Origin of the sequence: Paenibacillus sp. F4, assembly GCF_002894905.1 — a bacterium.
In the GTDB taxonomy this organism is placed as follows: Bacteria; Bacillota; Bacilli; order Paenibacillales; family Paenibacillaceae; genus Paenibacillus; species Paenibacillus polymyxa_B.
In genome coordinates, this window is sequence record NZ_POVS01000025.1 from 30,324 (window position 1) to 53,970 (window position 23,647).

25 protein-coding genes and 1 riboswitch are annotated in these 23,647 nt (G+C 45.9%); of the genes, 12 read left to right on the forward strand and 13 right to left on the reverse strand.

What is annotated here, in order from left to right; translation table 11 throughout:
* Nucleotides 1-117 precede the first annotated feature (117 nt).
* Both C1T21_RS25335 and speE read right to left on the reverse strand, forming a co-directional pair.
* Nucleotides 118-1,410, reverse strand: coding sequence for an MFS transporter (locus tag C1T21_RS25335; RefSeq protein WP_103050222.1), 1,293 nt, complete (start codon nt 1,408-1,410; stop codon nt 118-120).
* Between the two features lie 269 nt (nt 1,411-1,679).
* Nucleotides 1,680-2,507, reverse strand: coding sequence for a polyamine aminopropyltransferase (gene speE / locus C1T21_RS25340; protein ID WP_053324352.1), 828 nt, complete (start codon nt 2,505-2,507; stop codon nt 1,680-1,682).
* A 282-nt stretch (nt 2,508-2,789) separates the two neighbouring features.
* Between speE and C1T21_RS25345 the strand changes: the two genes are divergently transcribed.
* On the forward strand, nt 2,790-4,847 hold the full coding sequence (locus C1T21_RS25345; RefSeq protein ID WP_103050223.1) for a transglycosylase domain-containing protein: 2,058 nt from the start codon (nt 2,790-2,792) through the stop codon (nt 4,845-4,847).
* A gap of 138 nt (nt 4,848-4,985) precedes the next feature.
* Here the strand turns inward: C1T21_RS25345 and C1T21_RS25350 are convergent, their stop codons facing one another.
* Both C1T21_RS25350 and C1T21_RS25355 read right to left on the reverse strand, forming a co-directional pair.
* A complete protein-coding gene (locus tag C1T21_RS25350) occupies nt 4,986-5,450 on the reverse strand; it encodes a transporter (RefSeq protein ID WP_103050224.1) in 465 nt (154 codons plus the stop codon).
* 135 nt (nt 5,451-5,585) lie between these two features.
* On the reverse strand, nt 5,586-6,635 hold the full coding sequence (locus C1T21_RS25355; protein ID WP_103050225.1) for a hypothetical protein: 1,050 nt from the start codon (nt 6,633-6,635) through the stop codon (nt 5,586-5,588).
* A 119-nt stretch (nt 6,636-6,754) separates the two neighbouring features.
* On the opposite strand from C1T21_RS25355, the gene C1T21_RS25360 reads away from it, so the two are divergent.
* From C1T21_RS25360 to C1T21_RS28510, 3 genes are all read left to right on the forward strand, one after another.
* Nucleotides 6,755-7,147, forward strand: a complete 393-nt coding sequence (locus C1T21_RS25360; RefSeq protein ID WP_103050226.1) for a VOC family protein — start codon at nt 6,755-6,757, stop codon at nt 7,145-7,147.
* A gap of 118 nt (nt 7,148-7,265) precedes the next feature.
* A complete protein-coding gene (locus tag C1T21_RS25365) occupies nt 7,266-8,078 on the forward strand; it encodes a pentapeptide repeat-containing protein (protein ID WP_103050227.1) in 813 nt (270 codons plus the stop codon).
* A 62-nt stretch (nt 8,079-8,140) separates the two neighbouring features.
* On the forward strand, nt 8,141-8,206 hold the full coding sequence (locus C1T21_RS28510; RefSeq protein ID WP_323873446.1) for a putative holin-like toxin: 66 nt from the start codon (nt 8,141-8,143) through the stop codon (nt 8,204-8,206).
* 270 nt (nt 8,207-8,476) lie between these two features.
* Here the strand turns inward: C1T21_RS28510 and C1T21_RS25370 are convergent, their stop codons facing one another.
* Complete coding sequence (locus C1T21_RS25370) at nt 8,477-8,830, reverse strand: YunG family protein (RefSeq protein WP_103050247.1); 354 nt, start codon at nt 8,828-8,830, stop codon at nt 8,477-8,479.
* A gap of 57 nt (nt 8,831-8,887) precedes the next feature.
* Nucleotides 8,888-9,433: a histidine phosphatase family protein gene (locus tag C1T21_RS25375; RefSeq protein WP_103050228.1), complete on the reverse strand. Its 546-nt coding sequence runs from the start codon at nt 9,431-9,433 to the stop codon at nt 8,888-8,890.
* A gap of 141 nt (nt 9,434-9,574) precedes the next feature.
* On the opposite strand from C1T21_RS25375, the gene C1T21_RS25380 reads away from it, so the two are divergent.
* Nucleotides 9,575-10,324 carry an MBL fold metallo-hydrolase gene (locus C1T21_RS25380; RefSeq protein ID WP_103050229.1) on the forward strand — a complete coding sequence of 250 codons (750 nt, stop codon included), beginning with the start codon at nt 9,575-9,577 and terminating at the stop codon, nt 10,322-10,324.
* A gap of 156 nt (nt 10,325-10,480) precedes the next feature.
* On the opposite strand, the gene C1T21_RS25385 is transcribed toward C1T21_RS25380, so the two are convergent.
* On the reverse strand, nt 10,481-10,987 hold the full coding sequence (locus C1T21_RS25385) for a PTS sugar transporter subunit IIA (RefSeq protein WP_103050230.1): 507 nt from the start codon (nt 10,985-10,987) through the stop codon (nt 10,481-10,483).
* Between the two features lie 304 nt (nt 10,988-11,291).
* Between C1T21_RS25385 and C1T21_RS25390 the strand changes: the two genes are divergently transcribed.
* On the forward strand, nt 11,292-11,651 hold the full coding sequence (locus tag C1T21_RS25390; RefSeq protein WP_103050231.1) for a winged helix-turn-helix transcriptional regulator: 360 nt from the start codon (nt 11,292-11,294) through the stop codon (nt 11,649-11,651).
* 9 nt (nt 11,652-11,660) lie between these two features.
* On the opposite strand, the gene C1T21_RS25395 is transcribed toward C1T21_RS25390, so the two are convergent.
* Together C1T21_RS25395 and C1T21_RS25400 are read right to left on the reverse strand one after the other, a co-directional pair.
* The gene (locus C1T21_RS25395) at nt 11,661-12,212 is read right to left on the reverse strand and encodes an NAD(P)H-dependent oxidoreductase (protein WP_103050232.1); all 552 of its coding nucleotides are present in this window, start codon (nt 12,210-12,212) and stop codon (nt 11,661-11,663) included.
* A 238-nt stretch (nt 12,213-12,450) separates the two neighbouring features.
* The gene (locus tag C1T21_RS25400; RefSeq protein WP_013368743.1) at nt 12,451-12,957 is read right to left on the reverse strand and encodes a YwhD family protein; all 507 of its coding nucleotides are present in this window, start codon (nt 12,955-12,957) and stop codon (nt 12,451-12,453) included.
* A gap of 124 nt (nt 12,958-13,081) precedes the next feature.
* On the opposite strand from C1T21_RS25400, the gene C1T21_RS25405 reads away from it, so the two are divergent.
* The 4 genes from C1T21_RS25405 (at nt 13,082) to C1T21_RS25420 (ending at nt 17,665) form a co-directional block, all read left to right on the forward strand.
* Nucleotides 13,082-15,094, forward strand: a complete 2,013-nt coding sequence (locus C1T21_RS25405) for a M1 family metallopeptidase (RefSeq protein ID WP_103050233.1) — start codon at nt 13,082-13,084, stop codon at nt 15,092-15,094.
* An 11-nt stretch (nt 15,095-15,105) separates the two neighbouring features.
* On the forward strand, nt 15,106-15,933 hold the full coding sequence (locus C1T21_RS25410; protein ID WP_103050234.1) for a hypothetical protein: 828 nt from the start codon (nt 15,106-15,108) through the stop codon (nt 15,931-15,933).
* 276 nt (nt 15,934-16,209) lie between these two features.
* A riboswitch (cyclic di-AMP (ydaO/yuaA leader) is annotated at nt 16,210-16,347 on the forward strand.
* A gap of 5 nt (nt 16,348-16,352) precedes the next feature.
* Nucleotides 16,353-16,853: a C40 family peptidase gene (locus tag C1T21_RS25415; RefSeq protein WP_103050235.1), complete on the forward strand. Its 501-nt coding sequence runs from the start codon at nt 16,353-16,355 to the stop codon at nt 16,851-16,853.
* 305 nt (nt 16,854-17,158) lie between these two features.
* Complete coding sequence (locus tag C1T21_RS25420; RefSeq protein ID WP_103050236.1) at nt 17,159-17,665, forward strand: GNAT family N-acetyltransferase; 507 nt, start codon at nt 17,159-17,161, stop codon at nt 17,663-17,665.
* 78 nt (nt 17,666-17,743) lie between these two features.
* On the opposite strand, the gene C1T21_RS25425 is transcribed toward C1T21_RS25420, so the two are convergent.
* Together C1T21_RS25425 and C1T21_RS25430 are read right to left on the reverse strand one after the other, a co-directional pair.
* The gene (locus C1T21_RS25425) at nt 17,744-18,043 is read right to left on the reverse strand and encodes a 4a-hydroxytetrahydrobiopterin dehydratase (RefSeq protein ID WP_007428083.1); all 300 of its coding nucleotides are present in this window, start codon (nt 18,041-18,043) and stop codon (nt 17,744-17,746) included.
* A 117-nt stretch (nt 18,044-18,160) separates the two neighbouring features.
* Nucleotides 18,161-18,454 (reverse strand): hypothetical protein, encoded by a 294-nt coding sequence (locus C1T21_RS25430; RefSeq protein ID WP_013308186.1) that lies wholly within the window; start codon nt 18,452-18,454, stop codon nt 18,161-18,163.
* A gap of 187 nt (nt 18,455-18,641) precedes the next feature.
* Between C1T21_RS25430 and motA the strand changes: the two genes are divergently transcribed.
* Together motA and motB are read left to right on the forward strand one after the other, a co-directional pair.
* Nucleotides 18,642-19,436 (forward strand): flagellar motor stator protein MotA, encoded by a 795-nt coding sequence (gene motA / locus C1T21_RS25435; protein WP_029514943.1) that lies wholly within the window; start codon nt 18,642-18,644, stop codon nt 19,434-19,436.
* Nucleotides 19,429-20,256, forward strand: coding sequence for a flagellar motor protein MotB (gene motB, locus C1T21_RS25440; RefSeq protein ID WP_103050237.1), 828 nt, complete (start codon nt 19,429-19,431; stop codon nt 20,254-20,256). Before motA ends, motB begins: the two co-directional genes overlap by 8 nt.
* A gap of 134 nt (nt 20,257-20,390) precedes the next feature.
* Here motB and rluF read toward each other — a convergent pair whose 3' ends face one another.
* Both rluF and C1T21_RS25450 read right to left on the reverse strand, forming a co-directional pair.
* Nucleotides 20,391-21,092: a 23S rRNA pseudouridine(2604) synthase RluF gene (rluF, locus tag C1T21_RS25445; RefSeq protein WP_069290781.1), complete on the reverse strand. Its 702-nt coding sequence runs from the start codon at nt 21,090-21,092 to the stop codon at nt 20,391-20,393.
* Nucleotides 21,093-21,142: 50 nt separating this feature from the next.
* On the reverse strand, nt 21,143-23,419 hold the full coding sequence (locus tag C1T21_RS25450; RefSeq protein ID WP_103050238.1) for a PAS domain S-box protein: 2,277 nt from the start codon (nt 23,417-23,419) through the stop codon (nt 21,143-21,145).
* Between the last annotated feature and the right edge of the window lie 228 nt (nt 23,420-23,647).

Here is a 23,647-nt window from a genome sequence, read left to right on the forward strand (position 1 = left end):
AAAATTAAGGAGAATTGCAGGCTTTTATTCTCCCCAATCGTCACGTTCACTTTTACACCTGCATTTAATTATGTAGTCATCCAATGAATGATGTCACGCCTAACGAGAACCCCAATTTTAAATCCCAGCGCCCGTAGCGGTTGGATGGTCCATTTGCTCACTTTCCTGAAAATCCCTGCGATACAACCAGCCGATCAAGATAGCAATGGTCGTCATAATCGCAGCCAACAAATACACCTGCACCATACCGAAACGATCTGCATACCAGCCCATGAATAACAAGGACAGACCGAAAGCGAGATTTGTAATCACATCAATTCCTGCCATCACTTTGGGCAGCTGGGCTGCCGGTGCACTGGTTTGCAGTAAGGTGCGGCGAATAATGCCCGCCATTTGAACAGGTAAGCCTGATACAGCAAAAAGAATAAGCGCAGCAACAGGGATTGTATTCAGTGCAAATACAATTGTAATCAGTACATACACCAGCAACGCTCCGAGCATGTACAAAAAGCTGTTCTTTTGCAAGCGCTTCACCAAACCGACGACAATCAATCCACCCAAAATCGTGCCCGAGAAAAAGGACGCATTCATAAAGCCCCACCAGCTCGCATCCCGATGCAGCACTTGGCTGACGTACGCTAAAATAAATACGCCGAGCCAGGAGACTCCCCCAATACTATCCACGCTATCGACGATCATCAGAGAACGAATACGACGGTTGTGCCAAATGATTTTCCAGCCTTCCCCAAGCTCTTTCCAATGGGAGCCTTTTTCCTTTCCCTTTGCAGGTTCTACTGCATTAGTTGAGGAATCTGAAGCATTGAGACCTAATTCCTTCTGATCCAGCGGATCACGAATGAAGGATGTGACAGTTACAGCCACGAGATAGCAACAAGACGCAATCACAAGCGTATTCAGGGAACCTAGCCAAGCCACAATAATTCCGCTCAACGCCCAGCCTGCACATTTGACCACCTGATCACTGACCGCTACCATGCCGTTTGCCCGCATTAGTCCTTCGCCAGTAGCCAAACGGGGTACAAGCGAATTACGCGCAGGATTCGTCCAGCCGTCCAGGAAAGACATACCGAACACCATCACAAAAATAAACAGAAACGACCTTTGCTCAGGTACGATCCACAAATAAAGCAGCAGAAGCGTAAAGATGACAAACTGTCCAAACTGGGAAAATAGCAACACTCGTGTCAGCCGAAATCGACCGAGGACTATTGGTGCAACGAGCCCACTAAGCACTTGAGCAAACAATCGGAACAACGGAATCAAAATTGTCGTCATTAAGGAATTACTTGAACTGAACACCAATACCACTACACTCAACATGTAGATGATATCTGCTACGTTGGAGATCGTCTGAGACCCCCACAGGTAATAAAAAGAGCGTCTGATCAAAAAAGTTTCCCCCTCTTTGGTACATCGCCGATTTATGTATTTCCATAACCAAACCTCCCCTGTTGACATTACAAATCTGTTAAATGTCTGGTTTTTTGTATATTCTACACACACCCTTAAATTTCCTTCTTTTATCTTAAAAGGAAATCCGGTGTCCAGTATGCTTTCATAGCCTTTTTCAAATCTTATCCAACACAAAAAAGCGCCTATAGTGCTCTTTTCCACCCAAAAACAGGCAATAAAGACCACTAAGGCGCTTCTTAAAATGTTTACTTCGTTAAATCTTCTACAAACTTAGGTAGTACAAACGCCGCTTTGTGTAGACGCGGACTGTAATATCGGGTGTCCATCTCTGGAATTCGGGTCTCGTCTACTTCGAGCGGATCATACTTCTTACTACCCAACGTGAATGTCCAAAGACCACTCGGATAGGTCGGAATGTTCGCACCATACACACGCACAATCGGGAAAATTTCCTTCACATCTTTGTTGACCTTCTGAATCAGGTCTGCCTTGAACCAAGGGTTATCCGTTTGCGCTACGAAAATGCCGTCTTCCTTCAACGCTTCAAAAATACCTTGGTAAAACCCGCGCTCGAACAGCGGGGCTGCCGGACCTACCGGCTCCGTCGAATCGACCATAATGACGTCGTATTCATTTTTGTGTTCAATAATGTGCATGTATCCGTCATTGACCAGCACTTCTACATTAGGCTCGTCCAGCTTTCCAGCAATTTCAGGCAAATATTTTTTGGAATATTCAATCACCTTACCGTCGATCTCAACCAATACAGCCTTTTCCACTTCAGGGTGCTTGATGACCTCACGAATAACGCCGCCATCGCCACCACCCACAACCAAAACTTTTTTCGGATTCGGATGTGTATTCAAGGCCGGATGTGCTACCATTTCATGATACACAAATTCATCCTTAACCGTCGTCATCACCATGCCATCCAGAACAAGCATATTGCCGAATTCCTCTGTCTCGATCATAGCCAGATCCTGAAAATCTGTTTTCTCAGAGACGTAGGTTTGTTTGATTTTTGCTGTAATGCCGAAAGAGGGAGTCTGCTTCTCCGTAAACCACAAGTCCATCATTCCAACCTTCTTTCTGATCAAAGTATGTGTCCGGCAATCCGGTAGCATAAACGTTGACTTTCCTTATATCAGCAACACGCAAACGCCGAGTTTGCTATATTTATTGTACCAAACACATTGGAATTTCACACTTTTTGCATTATAAGTGATACCTGAATGGACTGCAAAAGCAATTTGAAGATTTAATCTTGTTTAAAATAGACACGTATGTGTATCTGATGAATAGACGCTTTCGGATTGACTATACTGAGAACATCAACTATGGAAGGAGGTGGCATGATGACCGATACGACCGGGCGATCCCCCAAGCGTAAACCGCTTTGGCTTCGATGCTTTCAAGGAATGATGTCTATCACTATTCTGACGGTCATCGCCGCCTGCATCCTGCTCGCCTATTTGTACACGACCAGCCTTCCGCTCGCGGATACGGATCGGAATTCACGTCTGCTCGATAGTCAAGGGCAAGTCATCGCCACTTTCTCTGCTGGAGGCAAAGAATCCATTCCGGTCCAGCTTGATCACATTTCACCCGATTTGATTGCAGCTACCCTGGCTGTGGAAGATCGGAAGTTTTACGATCATTTTGGTTTTGATTTCAAAGGTCTGGGCCGGGCGGTAATCGTTAATCTGACCCGCTGGGATATGTCGCAAGGGGCCAGCACGCTGACTCAGCAGCTTGCACGCAATCTGTACTTATCTCATGAGAAAACGTGGACGCGCAAAGCCAAGGAGGCCATTTATACCGCACAGCTTGAAATGAAGTACACCAAAAATGAGCTGCTGCAAATGTATTTGAACGAAATTTACTATGGTCACGGCGCCTATGGCATTGAAGCAGCTTCGCAAATGTATTTCGGTAAATCTGCAAAAGATCTGGATTTGGCCGAAAGCGCCCTGTTAGCAGGTATTCCGAAAGGACCGACCTACTATTCACCGTATAATCATATGAAAAATGCAAAGGATCGGCAGAAAATTGTGCTGGACTCGATGGCGCTCACTGGCAAGATTACTCCAGCTGAAGCCACCAAGGCCTATGAGGAAATGCTGGCCCTGCGGCCCGAGAGCCAGCGCCGGACAGTGGAAACTGCTCCCTGGTTCCGCGATTACGTTCGCCAGCTGGCGACTCATCAACTTGGGATTAGCGAAGGGGTGCTTGAGCATGGCGGCCTGAGCATTTATACCACGCTGGACATGCACATGCAGCAGGCAGCCGAGGCGGCTGTAAACGAAGGCATGAAGAACAGCAACGGACTGGAAACCGCGTTAATCTCCATGGACCCGCGCAACGGACATGTCAAGGCCATGGTTGGCGGAACGAACTATGTCGGGAATCAATATAATCATGCGCTGGCCACAACCCGGCAGCCAGGCTCCGCTTTCAAGCCGATTATGTATCTAAGCGCGCTGGATTCCGGCGAATTGACGAGTACGTCCAAGTTCGAAAGCCGACCGACGTTGTTCCACTACGATAACAACCGCAAGACCTATAAGCCCAAAAATTTTGGAGACAAATATTTGGGCGAAATAGATCTTCGGCGCGCAATTGCGGCGTCCGATAATATCTATGCCGTTAGCACCATTTTGAAGGTGGGAACGGATAAGGTCATGGACCTCGCCAGCAAAATGGGCATTACAAGCGAGCTCAAGCCCGTACCTTCGCTGGCGCTGGGCGTGTCGCCCGTCAGCCCGTTCGAGATGGCCTCGGCCTTCTCGGTCATCGGCAGTGGCGGGCAAAAGGTGGCTCCGGTAGCAGTGCTGCGCATTACCGATGCGGCCGGGCGGTCGCTGTACGAAGCGCCCCAAGCCGCACCCGTGCAGGTGGTGAAGCCCGCCTCCGCCTACGTCCTCACACGCCTCATGGAAGGCGTGTTCGAAGAAGGCGGCACCGGCAACCGGGTCGCGAAGCTGATCAAGCGCCCGGTTGCCGGCAAGAGCGGCACGACCAACACCGATGCGTGGATGGTCGGCTTTACCCCCGAACTGTCCACCGCTGTCTGGGTCGGCTATGACAAGGGCAAGGACATCAGCACACAGGATGCCCGACGGGCGGCTCCGATTTTTGCGCAATATACGGAGAAAGCGCTGGAGAATGTGCCACCCAAAATCTTTCCTATCCCTGACGGCGTAGTCAGTGCTTATATTGATCCGGCCAGCGGCAAGCTGGCTGCACCGGACAGCCCGGACAAGCGGCTGGAGGTATTTGTAAGCGGCACGGAGCCGAAGGAGACGCTCTCGGGGCAAGATAACCCACCGGCATCAACACCAACTGACCAAGCGGAGCGACAAGCCGAAAAGAAATCGTGGTGGGGCAATTTTAAACGCTGGTGGATGGATTAATAGCAAAAAAAAGACTGGGGGAACGCGATGAGCGTTCTCTCAGTCTTTTTATTTTCGCTTCACTTACCCATTTACCTCTCTTGCCAGTGCCATCAGCCATCATCCCGTTAAGCCCCGCTCTTCCCTAAAGCTGCGCTATTACCAATAACAGCTAAACGACTCAATACGGTTAGTGTCTACACCGTAATAAAACCAAAAACGACCACTCCACCGAAAACCCGCTACGGATGTCCTGCCTACAAAGACAGGGTACATCCAGAAACGCTCTCCGTTCGTCAGCCATACAAACGTGTTGCGGAACAAACAACCGAAAATGGCTCCAGGGTCAACCGCATATGCCGAAACCAGCGGCTTCGGTGGCGTAAATTGCGGTGGTGGGGAAGTTGGTGCTTGAGTTTGCTGCCCACCTTGCGGACCGAATGGTCCCTGCGGCGGCGGTGAGAACGGGTGTGGCGAAAAAGGCCCTGGGCCTGGTGGCGGACCTATCGGAGATGGGAACGAATCCTGCATATCAGGAAATTGTGGAATCGAAGGACCTGACGGCGTGAATGGACCCGGAGTACCCGGTTGCGTTCCGAAAGGAACTTGTGGCAGTAAAGACATGTGTTTCACTCCTTGTGTTCTAGGCTGATGTATCCTATGCGGGACATCAGCCCGCGGACTGGGCGAATCCCCATATCGCCGCCAAACTCTGCTATTTCGTCCTTTTACATCAAAAGTTCTTATTTCCTGATACGATTAACTCCCTTTCTGAACATGCTCCAGCTCAATTTCATGTACCATTTTAATCTCGATTCGTTTCCTTAGCTCATAATACCGTTCCAGTAGTCGGTGCCCAACCCCCAACTGTTCATTGATCCAGCCTATAATAGAGTCATCGTGATGTTCGTTAGACCAGCTAAACAAATCGCTATATAGCTGACCAAATGATTCCTCATTGCTGCGAGCGAACCGGATCGGTCGGGCTGTATAGCTTAGCTTGAGTTCCAACATCTCATATAGCACATCCAAACGGTATTCCAATGCCTGTACATCTTCTTTGGATGCATCGTAGCTTTTTATATCCTGAACAAGCTCCCTAAAGGTGAGCCCTACATGCTGCATAGCAAAATAAGACCACACACAACTGCCTGTAGCCGTTCCATGAGCCTCCCAAAACGGATTCCACAGGATAGATCGAATCGTATCCTTCTGCCCTTCTCCAAACAATGCTATTCCAGCAATAATTCCTGCATTACAGTCTACGGAAGCATGTTGCTCTCCCCAATGTACCAATCGCGGAATCATATCTTCAGTCGTGCATTTGAAGCTTAACAGAGGTAAGAATTCATTAAACAAATTCTGATCCAGCGCTTTTTCCAATTCAGCCGCCAGTTTCTCACGATACGGTTCGCATGGAAGATGTACCAGTCCCAAACAGGCATCCACAGACACAGCTCCATACGGTCCGTTCACCAAAGCGACGAGATCAGCAGCAGCCTCCACATAACCCAAATAACCTAGCGCATACAGCACACCGTCAGGTATATGTTCTGGGGATGCCTGATTTCGGACGTAACGCTCGTACATATCCTGCGCCAAAGTAACATCCCCGCATCTCATGATCGGCTGGAGGAGCAACCCCCTGATATAATGATGGGGATCTTCTACAAAAAGCCTATATAACTCCCACGCATCCTCCACTGTCCCATATTTGGCAACCACATCCGTATAGGCAGAAATGATGCTAGCATCCAGCTTCTTAGCTGAGCCGAACATATCAATAAGTCTTGTTGTCGCGTCCATCATCCTGTCTTTCTCCTTTCACGTGTGTACGTCTTCATGAAGCACTTCTCTAATGCTGAATATTTCTATTAAAAAAGAGGAAAGATGTTATCATCTACGATACAATCTAGGGAGTTGATCTCATGCATGATTCCAGTCCAAAAATCACAACATTTTTCATGTTCTCCGGTCAAGCAGAAGAAGCCATGCAATATTATACCTCTGTATTTAAGCCGTCTGGTATCATGAGCATTTTTCATCAGGAAGATGGGACCGTGTTACATGCTGTATTCAACCTCAAAGGGCAGACTTTTATGGCTATAGACTATAACCATCAGGACAAACACCCTTTTACCCCAGCTCTATCGCTATTCGTCACTTGTGATTCGGAAGAAGAAATTCATCGTGTGTTTGGTCAGCTATCTCAGGAAGGCCAAGTTTTAATGCCCCTTGAAGCCTCGCCCGTAAGCCAACAATTTGGGTGGGTTGAAGATAAATACGGAGTCTCATGGCAATTGAACCTGGCAAAAGACTAAATTTCTTCTCTAAACGATCCAGGAGACTCTAGAAGTCTATGGAAAAACAATAGACCATGCTCCATCTTTTTTTGGTAATATTATGTTTAATAGGTGCCAGTAAAAGGATGTGTGTTTATTGTATAGTGCAAATTGTGAACAATGTTTTGGTTTATGCTGTGTAGCCTTGCCTTATGCAAAATCTGCTGATTTTGCTTTTAATAAGGACGGAGGAACCCCTTGTCAAAACCTAAATGCGGATTATCGTTGTAATATTCATAAGAATCTAAGAAACAACGGCTTGCGAGGCTGTACGGTATATGATTGCTTTGGAGCAGGTCAAAAAGTTTCCCAAGTTACATACAAGGGAAAAAGCTGGCGAGACGATCCGGCAATAGCTGAGGAAATGTTCAATATATTTCCCATCATGCAACAGCTTCATGAAATGCTTTATTACCTCAATGAAGCCCTTAACTTAAAAGAAACTCAACCCATCTATACAGACTTACAAAAAGCTATGGCGAAAACCGAGCAGCTTACGGATCAAGATCCAAAATTCCTCATAGATCTTCATGTACCAACCCATAGGGCGTTAGTCAATGATTTACTTTTACAAACAAGTGAGTTAGTACGAGAAAAAGGTAAGAAAAACTTAGAGCACAATAAATATAGTAAAAAAATCAGGAGTAGAGACCTTATCGGGGCAAATTTGAGAGGCGCCAATCTTAGAGGTGCCAATTTGAGAGGAGTTTTACTTATTGCTGCTGACCTCCGAGAAGCCGATATGAGAATGACCGACCTTATCGGTGCGGATTTTAGAGACGCTGATTTAAGTGAAGCTAATCTGGAAGGAAGTATTTTTCTTACACAAGCGCAATTAAATTCGGCTAAGGGCAATTGTAAAACCAAACTGCCCCCTTCTCTAAGCATTCCCGGTCATTGGCTGCATTAGAGTTTATTTTATAGTACTCTCCAAGAAAATACGTAATTAAGTAATTAATATCTTAAGACGCGATTTCCTTGATGATCATGTTCGGCATGTTCATTCTGGCATTGCTTACCTACATGAAAAAGAAATAGACCGCCCCCCACAAAGGTAACGGTCTATTGTTGGACCCTACTGCCGACTGCTCTTTAAGCAGTGGTTGTACACTGGAGTCGTGTTGGCGCACGACTCCTTACTATTCTTACCTCAGTATAGCTCATTTTATAACGTAAATACAGCTTTTATCTTCAGGAATTTTACTGATTGCTCAGCTCTTTAATGTATATTGGGCAACGAAAAAGTACCTTCCATTGGATCAGGTTCAAAAATCACGTCTTTATGACTGCATCCAGATTTAAATCCCCTTATTCTTCTTCGTTTAGAAATTCCTTTAATCTCTGACTTAAGGCTGCATACTGCTCTGCATTGGTGTCCGAAAAAGCCTCCTCCCGGTTGGAGTATACATCCTGATACTGAGGAGGGCTTGAAAATTGCGACCTCGTAAAATCTATAATGTCCTCACCAATGCGGTTGTAATAATGCCAGCCACTATCCAGCCATGTCCTCAAAATATCGCCGCCAAGCCTGTCCTGAACGACAAGCGCTGTGACACCACATTGTCCAGCCGCAGGATTATTTGCTGTCCATTTAGAGCTAGAGTCCAAAGACCAAGCTTGAAACAACGCCTTTTCTAATTCTAAAAAACGGTTTGCATTCAACATGCGTCTCCCCTTTCGATTCCATTCTGCACTTATGGTGAACGTGCTTTATTTATTTCAACCCGTATTCCACACTCTGTGAATCTTGGCTTCTGCTTCTTTCAGTTCTAGTAAATACACGTCGGGATTCGAAAGCTTTTTCCAGTCCTCAAACCCAAACTGCGGATCGTAATGTCGAATGAGAAGAGATAGTAAAGCTCCATGAGTTACAATGATAACCGTTTTTTCCGCCCGCTCTATAAGCTCCTGAACAAGCTGGATTCCTCGATCTACTGCTTCACGGGATGATTCCCCTCCCTCCAGCTTCAAGTCCTCGTCCAAATAGGTCTGTTCCAGCACGTCCAGCCAATGATCCAAATGCTCATGGCTAAGTACCCGTTCTTGAAGACGTACATCAGTATACACCTGCAACTGTTTCCGTTCAGCCAAGGGCTGAATGGTTCGCACGGCCCGTTTCCACGGGCTGGACACAATATATTCCACACCTACATTCTCCATAAAATCAACCAACTGCTCAGCTTGTCGGGTACCCTCATCGGTAAGTCGGGCATCTGGTTCCTGTCCTGTTGCTTGGGCATGTCTGACCAAATAAATTTTCTTCACGTCATCACTCCTAACTGTCACACAAATTTAAAATTCTACATATTTACAAATAATTATTTTTATGATATAATATAGGTTTACATATTTATATTTCATGATACGATTCCTTTGTATTACATCAACTCTTATGGGAGGGATTCGATGCAATTAGACAAGGGAATACACATGCTCCAGGTTTCTGCTAACATTATGGGAAGTATAGAGAGTATTCACCCCACTTTAATGTGGGACGAAGATAACATAATTTTAGTTGATACGGCTTACCCCGGGCAACTCTCACTTTTACATGAGGCTATTCTAGGCACCGGATTAGCAATCCATAAACTTACCTTCATATTAATAACACACCAGGATCTTGATCATATCGGCAGTTTAGCAGATATAATCCGGGCTTCTTCATCCCCAGTTCAAGTATTAGCCAGTTCTATCGAAAAGCCTTATATACAGGGAGAAAAACAGCTTATAAAGCTGACTCCAGAAGCAATAGATCAAGCTGTAAGCTCCATGCCCGAATCCGTTCCGGTAGAGTGGAGACATGCATTCCGGCGTACACTTGAAAATCCCCCAAAGGCTATTGTAAACTCCACCATCGTTGCCGGAGAGAAATTACCCTTCTGTGGGGGGATCGTAGTTATAGATACTGCTGGACATACACCAGGGCACCTAAGTTTCTATCATAAATCCAGTCAAACCCTGATTGCAGGAGATGCTCTACGCGTAGTAGGCGGCAAATTATTGGCTCCAGACCCGCAATACTGCTGGGATTTCAATATGGCCAAAGAATCTCTTAAAAACCTGCTGCCATATGATATTAAAAAAGTGATTTGCTTTCATGGAGGGCTGTACGAAGGCAATTGTAATCAGCGGATATCCGAGTTGTGTGGATCCTAGCCTTTGATTCACATGTTCATACCAGCCCCTTGACCGATAAGTGAATCATCTAAAGAAAAGACTAACCAGGAACTCCTGGTTAGTCTTTTTTCTAACATATTTTATTGTTAATTCTAAAATAAATCTCACTATTACACAAAAGAAAGAAGATGAGAACTAGGCTTTTAAGTGGACTCTTAATACAGATACTTCTGGAGAGGCAGATGTACCTTCCAAGAATTCCACATGACTAATCATCTCTTGCCCGTCTGGAACGATTACCGGAGTAATTACAGGAAATCCACTCTGTTGAATCGCGTCTAGATCAAACTCCATCAGTAATTGCCCTGCTTTAATGTTATCTCCTGTTTGAACGTGAGGGTTAAACCCTTGTCCTTTGAGGGAGACTGTATTAATCCCGACATGTATCAAAATTTGTACTCCGGATACATGCTCAATGATCAGAGCATGCTTACTTTTCTCCATCACGTGGACGACTTTACCCGTAAAAGGAGCAGTAACTTTACCTTCAGTCGGATGAATAGCGATGCCTTCCCCCATAGCCTTCGTAGAGAACGCAGGATCTGGAACCTCTTCAAGGGAAACCACTTTTCCTTTGATTGGTGCTACCATGTCGAATTCTTCAATACGAGGAGCCGCCTTCTTTTTCAACCATTTAAACATAACGATGCCACCTTATTTAGAGATTACATTCATAAACAGTGAACAGGACTTAACTACATCTTTTAAGGAACCGGTTCCACAAAATGAATAAAAAGAAGAGTGGAAGCGATTTCTATCTGAATTATAGTGAATGCCTTTCCAGGATGTCAAGGCGCTCCTCTCCGTTTCTAAAATCACTCTATTTAAAGATACAGAAACATTTTATAACGAGCATACTTTACATCATTTCACTAAGATTGCATAATGATCAGTTGTAAAGTATGCACATTTATATTATATACTTACCTAAAGGAGAGTGTAACTTATGGGTGAAACCTGTGTTCCGTCTGGCGTGGTCCTAAAAGACACTGGCTTTGGATATACGTTGTCCTTAATAAGTGGTAAATATAAAATGATCATTATATATTGGCTTTCTGAAAATAAGGTTATGCGGCATAACGAGCTGAAGCGAAGTATCGGCACCATTTCCTTCAAAACACTAAGCATTATGTTAAAAGAGCTAGAGGCAGATGGCCTTATCATACGCAAGGAATTTCCCCAGATACCTCCAAAAGTTGAATATTCATTATCTAAGCGTGGCCTTTCTCTCATCCCATTGTTAAATATGATGTGCGAGTGGGGAGAGGAAAATGGTTTGCCAGCTCTGGAGGACGGACAGCAATAGGCATTCCTATTACAGGCTGTCAATAAAACTCAAATAATCTCGTGCGCTTTTTTCCAATTCGCTTTCGGACAAACCTGGGGCATCTGCGCCAGGCTCATTTTCTGTACCATAAAACGAAAAGAACGAACGATAATCTGCACTGCAATATAGGAAGGTTGTTTCAAAAGGGGATAATAGATGCTCAAGTGTATAGCGATATCTCCCCTTTTCACTATAATCTTCTTTTTTAATTCCGGCAGATACAGCTAAAGCAACTTTGCGATTCTTTAATTTGTATCCTCCATTTGAACCATAAGCCCAGCCATAAGCAAAAACATCGTCAAGCCATTTTTTAAGGAGAGGCGGACTACTAAACCAATAAACAGGGAACTGTAAAATAAGCTTACTATGCGATTCAATTAAGTGCTGCTCTTTTTCCACATCAATGTTCCCGTCAGGGTAAACCGTATGCAATTCATGTATAGTATACTTTTCTGGATATTTTTTGAGTTCTCCTACCCATCGCTTATTTATCACAGATGTTTCTATGCTTGGGTGTGTTACGATAACAAGAGTTTTCAAAGACTTATCCTCCTTGAGTATTATTTATTTTCTGAGTATAAAGCGCGCACTACAAATATGTAAGTATGCACTTTTAGTACAACTACTTACTAAAAGGTTAGTGTCAAATCAGAAAAATATTCTTTCTATACCATCACCACGATCATACATTCATGCTGAAAGCTATTTCGCAACAAAAAAAGCAGCCCACAGAAGCGGCTGCTTTTTTTACATCACTATTACTACGTTAACGCTTTTCTTACCCTTCCAGCGCCTGCTTCAATTCCTCAGGCGAAGCGTCCCACCATTCCTCGTTATGCGAAATTAGCAGGCTTTTGAGCGCTGCTTTATCTTCGCTGCCGAGATCATCCAGCATGAAGCGACGCTTGAGCGCATAATCCATACGGTTGACGTGATCGGCGAGGATTTTCCAGCCGCGTTTGGCTTCGTCGTCAATCAGCATCTCGCAGGCGGTGGCACCGCCGTACATACGTCCTTCGGGCGTGCGATCCACGGCTACCCATACGAGCCATACTTGGCGTCCATTCGGTACATCCTCTTTATTCGTAGAGAACTTGATACCGCGTTCTACTTTACTTTTGGCATGCATGGCACCGATATCAATTTTCGCCTCTCCTCGGTCAATGATGACCGGAGACATGCTGTTCAGGTCGATTGAGCCTGCGCCGAAACCCTTATGTTTACTCTTGCCACTGACAATGTTCAGTGCAATCTGTTTTTTGCCGTCCGGCTGATTTTCACTCATGCGTCACTAGACCTCCATTTTCCGTCTTCACACTCATTCTACACTATAAATATTTTAACTAATAATCTCCTGAAAGCAAACATATACATGCTGTAGATGCTTGTCAACGGGAGGTATCCATTGTATGACCCCAGCACGCACTAAAATCGTTTTATTGTCTACACTAGCCCTCGGTCTCCTCGCAGGGACGTTATGGTTTGCCTGGCAGCCCCAACCGCTATCTGACCCGCAGTCCATAGGCCAACCACTATACGGCTCCCTGTCTGAGTCTGCGCTTGCCCCAAATATGGGCAAGCCTCTAGGGGCAAACATCCTGCCTGACCTGCCCAAGAACCCTCCACAGCCCGCTACAGAAATCCTCAGCAAACGGGTGGTAGAGTACCACATTGATGTGTCTCTGGAAAAAGGACAGGTTTTGCGAGGCACTGAGACACTGACCTGGAAGCATCCGGGCAAGAAAACCGTGAATGATCTGTATCTTCATCTATACCCGAATGCCTTCTCTTCCATGGAAACCACCTTTATGAAGGAATCCGGTGGAAAGCTGCGAGGAGACACCATGCCCAAAGACGGCTTTGGCTCCATGACGCTGACTGAACTAAAAACAGAAGACGGTTTATCTCTCATGCACCGCATCCAATATGTGCAGCCAGATGACGGTAACGCAGGCGACCGTTCGCTCGTGAAGGTGCGTCTACCCAAGCCGGTACGAGGTGGCGAAGAAATCACATTATATATGAAGTTTGAGGTAAAACTGCCCGCCATCTTCGCTCGTATGGGTGCGACAGATGATTTTGTAATGGCAGGACAGTGGTTCCCGAAGCTCAGCGTCTACGAGACTGCAGGACAGCGTGGACGCGCCGAGGAGGGCTGGAACCTCCACCAGTATCATGGTAACTCCGAGTTTTATGCCGATTTTGGAATTTACAGCGTACGGATTCGGGTGCCTGAAACTCATATCGTAGCAGCGACCGGATTTCCCACCCGTGGTGCCGTCCGACAGAACGGCCAAAAAATATATCAATTTTATGCCGATGATGTACACGATTTTGCCTGGTCCGCTTCACCCAACTTTGTAACCGTAGAAGAACCCTTTTCTTCCGCTGAAGTCCCTGGTGTCAAAATTAAGCTCTACCTTGACCCGTCGCACAAGGAGCTCAAAGGACGCTATATGAGCGCAGCGAAGGCCGCCCTTTCGTACTACAGCAAATGGTACGGGCCTTATCCATATTCCACCCTATCCATCGTGGTTCCACCCAAATCAGGCAATGGAGCCGGCGGTATGGAGTATCCGACACTCATCACGGCCGCTGCTGCGGGTAATCTGAATCCTGGCTATAGTCTGGAACGGACATTAGTTCATGAGATTGGACATCAATATTTCTACGGAATGGTAGCCAATAATGAATTTGAGGAGCCGTGGCTGGATGAAGGCTTCACCTCCTATGCAGAGGAGCGGCTTATGGAACAAGAATATGGGCTTACTCCCAACTTGCCATTACAATCGGGACAGGTAGCCTCCCCACAGCCGCTAAACCGCGAGTCATGGAAGTACGGCTCAGCTGCTGAGTATGCGCAAAATGCCTACTCTCGAGGCAAGCTGGTACTACGGGGCATTGAACGTCAGGTGGGTATGAAAAAAATGGATCGCATTATGCGGACCTACGTCCAGACGTACCGATTCAAGCATCCGTCCTCACAGGATTTTCAACGTATCGTGGAGAGAGTCACCGGACGCTCATGGAGCCACTATTTTGAACAGTATGTATATGACGGACAGATGGCGGACTTTTCAGTGGATCACATCACAAACCACAAGCTGGAGAATGGATATGAAGCCGTCGTGACGGTCAGCAAAAAAGGGGCGGATTATCCCAAGATCCCTGTCCAATTTACCTTCAAGGATGGGACAACGATATTCAAGGCTTGGGACGGCACGGGCAAAAGCACAACTTTTCGGATCAAAAGTACTTCTCCCGTTTCCTATGTAACCCTTGATCCTCTATATACCATTGCACTGGAGAACAAGCATATTAACAATAGCCTAAAGGCCGAATTGGACGAAAAGCAACAAACCCGTTGGAATGTAAGTGTAACCAAGCTGTTAGAAACACTGCTTGGAAGTCTGTCATGGTGAGGTGTCTATAGATGCGGACTGTTATAAAAGAGGGCTGGGCGCTGGTGCGCATACGATTCTATATCGTTATCATTTTATTTCTGTATCGACTACTGTGGGGGGTGTTTCTCTATCGGCTGGTGCAGTCTGCCGTTATCCCGCTACTGCTCCGTTATCCTGATCAGGGTCACAACGAGCTGGGACAGACCTTGTTTTGGATGGAGAGCCAGATTGCTCTGGTGGATAGCCAGGAAGTACATGTGTATTTGTGGATACTACTAGGGGCGACTGTACTACGCATACTGATCACTCCCTTCATTAGAGCCGGAATATATCAAAGCCTGCATACCGATGCGACTGAACCGCAAAGCCTGTCCTTTTTCAAGGGTATGAAACGCCATGGCATGTCGTCGCTGTTGTATTACACCATCGAGTTGGGACTGCTGCTGCTTCCCGCCTTTTGGGTAGTACCGAGACTCTACCCTATTGTAGCAGGAACGCTTCAGTCTCCCTCTTACCTGCTTCATTTGTTGCCCTATGCTATGGGGTGGATGGCTTACGGATGGTTCATTCGGCAGTGCATCCTGTATATGCAACTGGGGACTGTCGGTGGTCACGCCATACTATCGTCCCTGCTCGCCTTCTTTCGCCAGTTCCTCCCAGCTGTCGGTATATCCCTTTTGCTCGGTGCTTGTGTGCTGCTGGTCTTCGGTCTATTTGGCACCGTGGCGATGATTTGGACTGGCATGCTGGCGCTCATTCTCCAGCAATCGTATCATTTTGTTACTAGTCTGGTCAGGCTGTGGCATATCAGTTCGCAGTACAGACTATGGCATACCGATATCTCCAGTAGAAGTTAAGCCCTGCCTTTATGTTTTTTACTTCATTTCTGTCTGTCGAAAAATCTTGATTCATATCCGCGCAAACGACACATAACTGAATACTGTTAACAAGATCTGTTCCTGGGACATTAGGAGCAGATTTTTTTTGTAACTTTTTGCAATGAAACATTTGCCAAAGCCAGCCGTCTTTGTTACAATAATCGCAGTGAACTGATAGTAACAACTTTGTAATCTTTATTGTAACCTTTATCTCAAAAATAACGTTATTGTGAATACTGCTCTCCAAGGTGCACATCTTAAGTTAAGCCTAATTCCTGGCACCTAGGAAGCGGGGGAACCAGTTTGGGTGAATTGATCTCGCAACAGAGTGGTCATAGGGGAACCTTCTACCGAATCCTTAAGCTAACCTCGCAGGCATTGGAAGGGGTATATTTTTTTTGAAGAAGAAGCTAACGATCGCAGCTATGGGTCTTGCCATTGCCTTTACATCTTTTACATTCGGTGGCGGCAGTGCATATGCAGACTCTAAGATGGACCAGGTCATTCAAGATGCCAAAGGAACGAGCTACAGAAGCGGAGGCACTACACTCGAGGGATTCGATTGCTCCGGCTTCACAATGTACGTATACAACAAACTGGGAATTAAACTTCCGCATCAATCCGGATCACAATTCAAAATGGGATCTTCTGTATCCCGCGATGAAATGAGACCTGGGGACTTGGTGTTCTTCAACACCACAGGAAGAGGCATTTCCCATGTAGGTATCTTCGTAGGTGAAGGGAAATTTGCCCACTCCTCGACTTCACGTGGTGTAGTAGTTAGCTCACTGAACGAAAATTATTACGCTAACCGCTATGTCGGTGCAAAAAGAATTATGAGCACAGACGCTTACCATTCTGTAGCTTCAGAAATTCCTGATGACGACAACGTAGAATAACTAACGCACAGCAAGCTAACCCTAGCCGCAATTTGATTCTGACCGGAATCGAATTGCGGTTTTTTATGTCCACAACATCAGCAATTATTATCATTACTGACGAACTGAATCCTCAAAAGGTTTCAATTGTAGCGAACATCGTCGGTTTTACCGTCAGCGCTGGGGGAGCATATGAGCAGTAAATCCTTCTTATTGAATGTATACCCGACTTGGGTATGAAATAAACACGCTTGCCATTCCCCTGCAACTTGTCTACAATCTGTTGTTAATGATTGAAGTACCTGTGTAAAAGGAGGATGAAACACATGCCGGCCTCAATATCCAACTATCGGATCGTACCGATGGATGAGCATCAAGCGGCTGCAATCTGTGAGTGGCGCTATGATCCACCTTATAACATATACGGTTGGCTCCCCTGGGAACAAATGAAGGCACTTGAAGTCGAATTTGGAAGTCCCACGCTTCGCCAAGAGCAATATGTTGCCGTACTGGATAAAGAGAACAAGCTGACGGGATTTGCTCAATATTTTCCTATGATCGGTGTGACCCGGCTAGGTCTTGGAATGCACCCTGAAAGATGCGGACATGGCAAAGGCTCTGATTTTGTCCGTGCCATTGCAGAGGAAGCCCAACGACGCAACCCGAAGAATGAAATTGACCTAGAGGTGCTCACTTGGAATGGGCGCGCTATCCGGGCCTACAAGGCGGCTGGATTTGAGCTTACAGATACCTATGAACGCCAGACTCCTGATGGCAAAAAACCATTTTATTGTATGGTATATCGTCCCGAGCACCCAACCCAGATTCTATGATAAAAGCGCCTTCGGCATACAACCGCAATGTTGTATAGCGAAGGCGCTTTTATCATCATACGACAGATCATTACAAGCTCAATGACTGCTGCGCATTTTTTCAAAAGCTTCATTATATTGTTGGGCTTCCTTAATATCCACGGCCATAATACCGCCGTCGTCCCAAGAGGTCAAACGCAGAGTCACGGTCTTGTAATCAATCGTAATAAATGGATGATGATTGAACGCTTCAGATATAGCGGCAACTTCATCCACGAATGCAATCCCTTTCATAAAACTGGAAAAATTATATTTTCGGACGATCCAACGTCCTTCCTCCAGTTCCCAGCCCTCCAGTTTCTCCAGATGTGCTTCAATCTCTTCTTGTGTAAAAGGCATGTTACGAACTCCTCCCCGTTTATACGGAAGCCTTTCGACCGCTTAAATACGGCCAAAACTACGATATATTGGTGTACATATTACCACGGCCCCGTTGATAAATCCATAAGACGGACCTCAAATCAAAGGGACTGACGTCAGCTCCTCGTCCCCAATAAGTACATAGATGCGATGCTGCTCCGGCTCATAGATCACAACGCCACTCCCTACAGTGATTGTGGGCTCTGTACCCAGTGCATAAAATAAGTCTTCTGCCAAAGCTTCATTGACTTCCTGACGTCCCGCCGGGTCCAGCCTGTCCCAATCTTCTGCTTCCATCTCAAAAAATTCATAGCTATCTGGGATGCGCCCCACAGCCTCTGTCAAATCGTTCAAAATTTGTTCATACTCACGCCCATGCTTTACTCCCATGCCATTTCCTCCAATGGTTCCGCCATTCAATACATAATCACCTTATTATACCGGAAATTCGCACTTAACAAAAAAGAGAGTTTTGTCGATAAATACTATAATCCGTCTTGTAATGACGCGCTTGGGGCAAGGACGACCCCGGCGGCATGAAAGGATTCAAAATCTATTCTCATGGATGAGGTGTATCATGCAAATTTCAACCATTATCGGACTTGTGCTCGGGATTTTGTCACTGGTCGTCGGGATGATCTTAAAAGGCGCTCCGGTCGTCAATCTGGTCAATAATCCCGCTGCTTACATGATTATTTTCGTCGGAACGGCAGCGAGTATATTTATGGCCTTCCCGATGGCAGAAATCAAACGGATTCCGAAGCTGTTCAAGGTTATTTTCACTGAACAAAAACTGTTAGACCGCAAAGAGCTCATCGGTACGTTTACCGAGTGGGCATCCATTACCCGTCGTGAAGGTCTGCTCGCCTTGGAATCTAAGGTAGAGGAAATCGACGATCCCTTTATGCGTGGCGGCATGCGAATGATTATTGACGGCAATGATCAGGAATTCGTACGGGACGTTCTGATGGAGGATATCAATGCTACCGAGGATCGACATCGCTCTGGCGCACTGATCTTCTCCCAAGCCGGTATGTATGCTCCAACGCTCGGGGTACTCGGTGCGGTTGTAGGTCTGATTGCCGCTCTGGCTGACCTTAGTGACATGGAAAAGCTCTCTCATGCCATTGCAGCAGCCTTCATTGCGACGTTGCTCGGTATTTTTACAGGTTATGTCCTGTGGCATCCGATGTCCAACAAGCTGAAACGGTTATCCAAAAAAGAAGTAGAGCTTAAATTAATGATGGTCGAAGGTCTGCTTTCCATTCAATCGGGGATATCGACGATCGCCATCAGTCAGAAACTGACGATCTTCCTGACTCCGACCGAACGGGCTACGATGACCCAGAAGGATGGCGATTCCAGTGAGTAAAAAGAGACATGAACCGCATGAAGAGCATGCTGACGAAAGCTGGCTGTTGCCATATTCCGACTTAATGACCCTTCTGTTGGCTCTTTTCATTGTCTTATTCGGTATGAGCTCGCTCGACGCCAAAAAATTTGAAACTATGGCTCAATCCCTGAATGCAGCTTTTAGTGGCGGCACTGGCGTGCTGGATCACTCGGCCGCGAATCCGTCGTCACAATCCATGGATATGGGCAAAAATAAAGAACAAGTGTCACAACCCGTAAAATCGAAAGCTACTTCTACCTCTGAACTGCAAAAACAGCTTGCCCAGCGGGAAGAAGAAGATTTAAAAAAGCTTAAAAAACAGATGGATCAATATATTCAAAATAACGGCCTGACCCCCTTGCTGAATACCAAGCTAAACCAATCGCAACTAATGATCACCATTAGTGATAATGCCCTGTTTTCATCCGGGCAGGCCGAAGTAAAGCCGGAAGCAAGAAAGCTGGCCAAGTCCATTTCTAGTATGCTCCAGCAGTTCCCTGGCTATGATGTTATCGTATCAGGTCACACGGATAATGTACCGATCTCCAACAGCCAGTTCCCGTCCAACTTTGATTTGAGCGCCAAGCGCTCTCTGAATTTCTTGCGTATCTTGTTGCTCAATCCAGATCTCGATCCAACCAAGTTTGTATCCATCGGTTATGGCGAGTATCGTCCATTGGCAAGCAATCAAGATGGTCAAGGACGCTCCAAAAACCGTCGTGTTGAAATATCTGTTCTCCGCAAATATCAGAACGGAACACAGGTTATCAGTCCTACCTCAAGCTCGAATGAAGGTTGATTATGCATATGTTATATGAACAAAGGCACCGCCGCATTTTTATGCAGCTGGTGCCTCTTTGTTTAGTGCTTCCTGTACTTTGCCCTTTCAGATACGACGATCATACGCTGTAGGCTATACGAGCCCCTCTGGCATTAGCTAAGCGTATAATCGAGCATCTGGCCAAGCTCCTGCTTCTCAGCCTCTGTCAGATCACGCCAGGCACCTTTCTGAAGGGACCCCAACCGAATATTCATGATTCGCAGCCGTTGCAGTTTTTTAACTTCATAACCGAAGGCAGCACACATACGCCGGATCTGACGATTTTTCCCTTCTGTGAGGATAATACGGAATACATACTCAGATACACGCGTCACCTCACAAGGTAGCGTCCGCTGGCCGAGTATTTTCACCCCGCTGGACATGCCCTGCACAAAAGATGGTATGACAGGGCGATCCACCGTTACGATATATTCTTTCTCATGCTTGCCTTCTGCCCGTAAAATTTTATTCACAATGTCCCCATCATTGGTAAGTAAAATGAGACCTTCCGAATCCTTATCCAGGCGTCCAATCGGGAATATCCGCTGCGGGTGCCCCACAAAATCAACAACATTGCCTCTAATGTGGCTCTCGGTTGTGCTTGTAATGCCCACCGGCTTGTTCAATGCAATATAGACGTGATCGGACTTCTCGCGCAGTGGCTTGCCGTTCACGCGAACATCATCGCCTTCTTCCGCTTGACTACCCAGCACAGCCACTTCGCCGTTAATCGTCACGCGGCCGCTCTCTACCAGCTTGTCCGCCTCCCGGCGCGAGCAAAAACCGGTTTCGCTGATAAACTTGTTAATGCGCAACCTGTGTACCCTCCATTTCTACTAACACACTTCCTCCTGCGTCCAGCCCGTTACTCCGGCTTGGCAATCGGAAGCTGCACCAGGGCTGTCGTTCCCTCTCCCTCTGTGCTTTCAATATCCAGTGTGCCTTTATGACTCTGTATAATACGCTGACTGACCATAAGTCCTAGTCCTGTCCCTGTTTCTTTGTTTGTGAAAAAAGGTTCTCCTAGCTTGGACAGCATTTCTGCGGGAATACCCGTTCCCTGGTCCCGTATGAAGATTTTAACGTTTTCTCCCTCCAAGAACAAATGAATCGTGATGATACCACCTTTACTCATAGCCTCCATGCTATTTTTAAGTAAATTAATGAATACCTGTTTTAACTGATTTTCTTCAGCGTATACTAGGGCAGGCTCGTCCGTGACCTGAAGATTGAATACAATGCCCAGCAGGTGCGCCTGACTATCTAGTAAAGAAATCACGTCGCTCACAATATAGCGAACATCCTTTTTCTGAAAATGCACTGCCTGTGGCTTCGCCAGTATTAAAAACTCGCTAACGATCAAATTAATGCGATCCAGCTCAGACATCATAATATCGTTGTGTTTCATATTCAACACTTGATTTTGCTGCTGTAGTTGGAGAAAGCCTCGTAGCGTAGTTAGCGGGTTACGAATCTCATGCGCTACGCCTGCCGCCAATTGTCCGACGGTTGTCAGTTTCTCTGATCTGCGCAACAACTCCTCCATTCGGTTGCGACCCGTAATATCACGCGACACGCAGATAAACCCCAAAATTTGGCCTTCTTCATCCAGAATAGGCGACGTGCTCATACTGATCTCTACTGTACTTCCATCCTTACGCATTCTAAGGGTCTCACTTGATACGATGCTCTCTCCCTGAAGCAGGCTCTTCTTCTGAAATTCATACTCCTCCTGTTGCTGCGGAGGTACAAACTCCAGCTTACGACCAACCAATTCCTTCTTGGTCCAGCCGTACAAAGCTTCGAAGGCATGATTGACCCGAACGACACGATCCTCCTCGTCGGTTACATGAATCGCATCAGCTGTCTGATTAATAACCGATTCCAGATGCTCCTTTACAGAACGGTTCTCTTCATACATCTGTTCCAGTCTTCTCGTGTACATCCCTAGGTTGTAGGCCATCGCATTGATGCGTTCACCCAACTGTGCAAGCTCATGACCACCTTTTATTTCTAGCCGTGTATCAAAATGACCATCAGCCATCTCGTTCACTTTCCCCAGAATCGACTGAATTGGGCGGACAAACAGACTTGCCAGCACATAGCTTCCAATGATTACAACCTCCAAAAGGACAATGGAAATAGCAATTAAGCTTATCAATTGCTTGGAAATAACAGAAGTAATCGTATCATAATTCATAACAATACGGATAACATAGGCTTCGCGGTTAGCCGGGTAAAAAGGTATGTAACTGACGAGAACCCGTTCGCCTTTGATATAGCAGTCTTGTACAATACTCTCCCCGGAGAGGATAGCTCTGGACACGGCCAAACGATCTTCCTGCACTCTCGTTAGTTGATACGTGCCAAATTGGATTGGTTTATTGTACATGTAATAGTATTTCGAATCGTTCCCGTTCTTGTCCATCGAAGCGCCACCAAAGGTTGCAGGGTTAATTCCTGTAATCTCCATGATGCGATAATCCACTTGTTGGGTTTGCTTTACGATCTCATCGGGGCTCAGGATGGTTATGAAATCTTGCACTGAAGTATCCTGAAAGGAGATTCGAATTAAGTAATTACGTTTTTGGTCATAATAAAATCCCCATTTGTTAATCTGTGAGGAGTCTGAACCGGTGTAGTCAAATGATCCGGTCCAAAAATGATCCAGTTTCTGACCTTGCGCCATTGCAGCCTGTCCGTGCTCATATAATTGGTCAACTGCATTTTTCCAATACCCTGTCAATGGATCAAATGGCGTTACTTCTTTTGGATCCGAAGATTTAACAACCTTATACCCCTGCCCGTCTCGAATCATCAAAGAAATATTAGTATCTCTGTGGAGTGAGGCCACCTTTTGAAGCTGTTCCTGCTGAATATTTCGGATGTCAGGACCTAGCTGATTAGCAGCCAACGTGGCAGAAAGCCACAGATTATATCCGAGCTGCTTGTCAACGGCCTCCCAGCTATGTTGGGTTTGTTCGATAGCTCCTCCGATAATTTTAGCCGTCAGAACCATTTTAGTTTCACTGTCACTTCTTAGATTTTCGTGGGTCGTGTAATAATTGAGTGCGATGTTTAATAAAAGGATAAACAGGACGGACCCCGACAAAATGATCGTTATTCTGATTTTTATCGACACACTGATTTCTCACCTCTTGCCGTATGCTGGCGATTACTGGCAATTGCTAACTCAATGATACCGTAATAGCGCCTGTGATACCAGCATTTACATTTACCGGATATACATAAATACACACCTTGTGTACAGTATTGTCAATAGACAAGGGTTTGCCTACAATATAAGAAGATAATCATCCACAAGTAGTCCACAAATACACAGATTTTATTATAAACTGTGGATAAACCT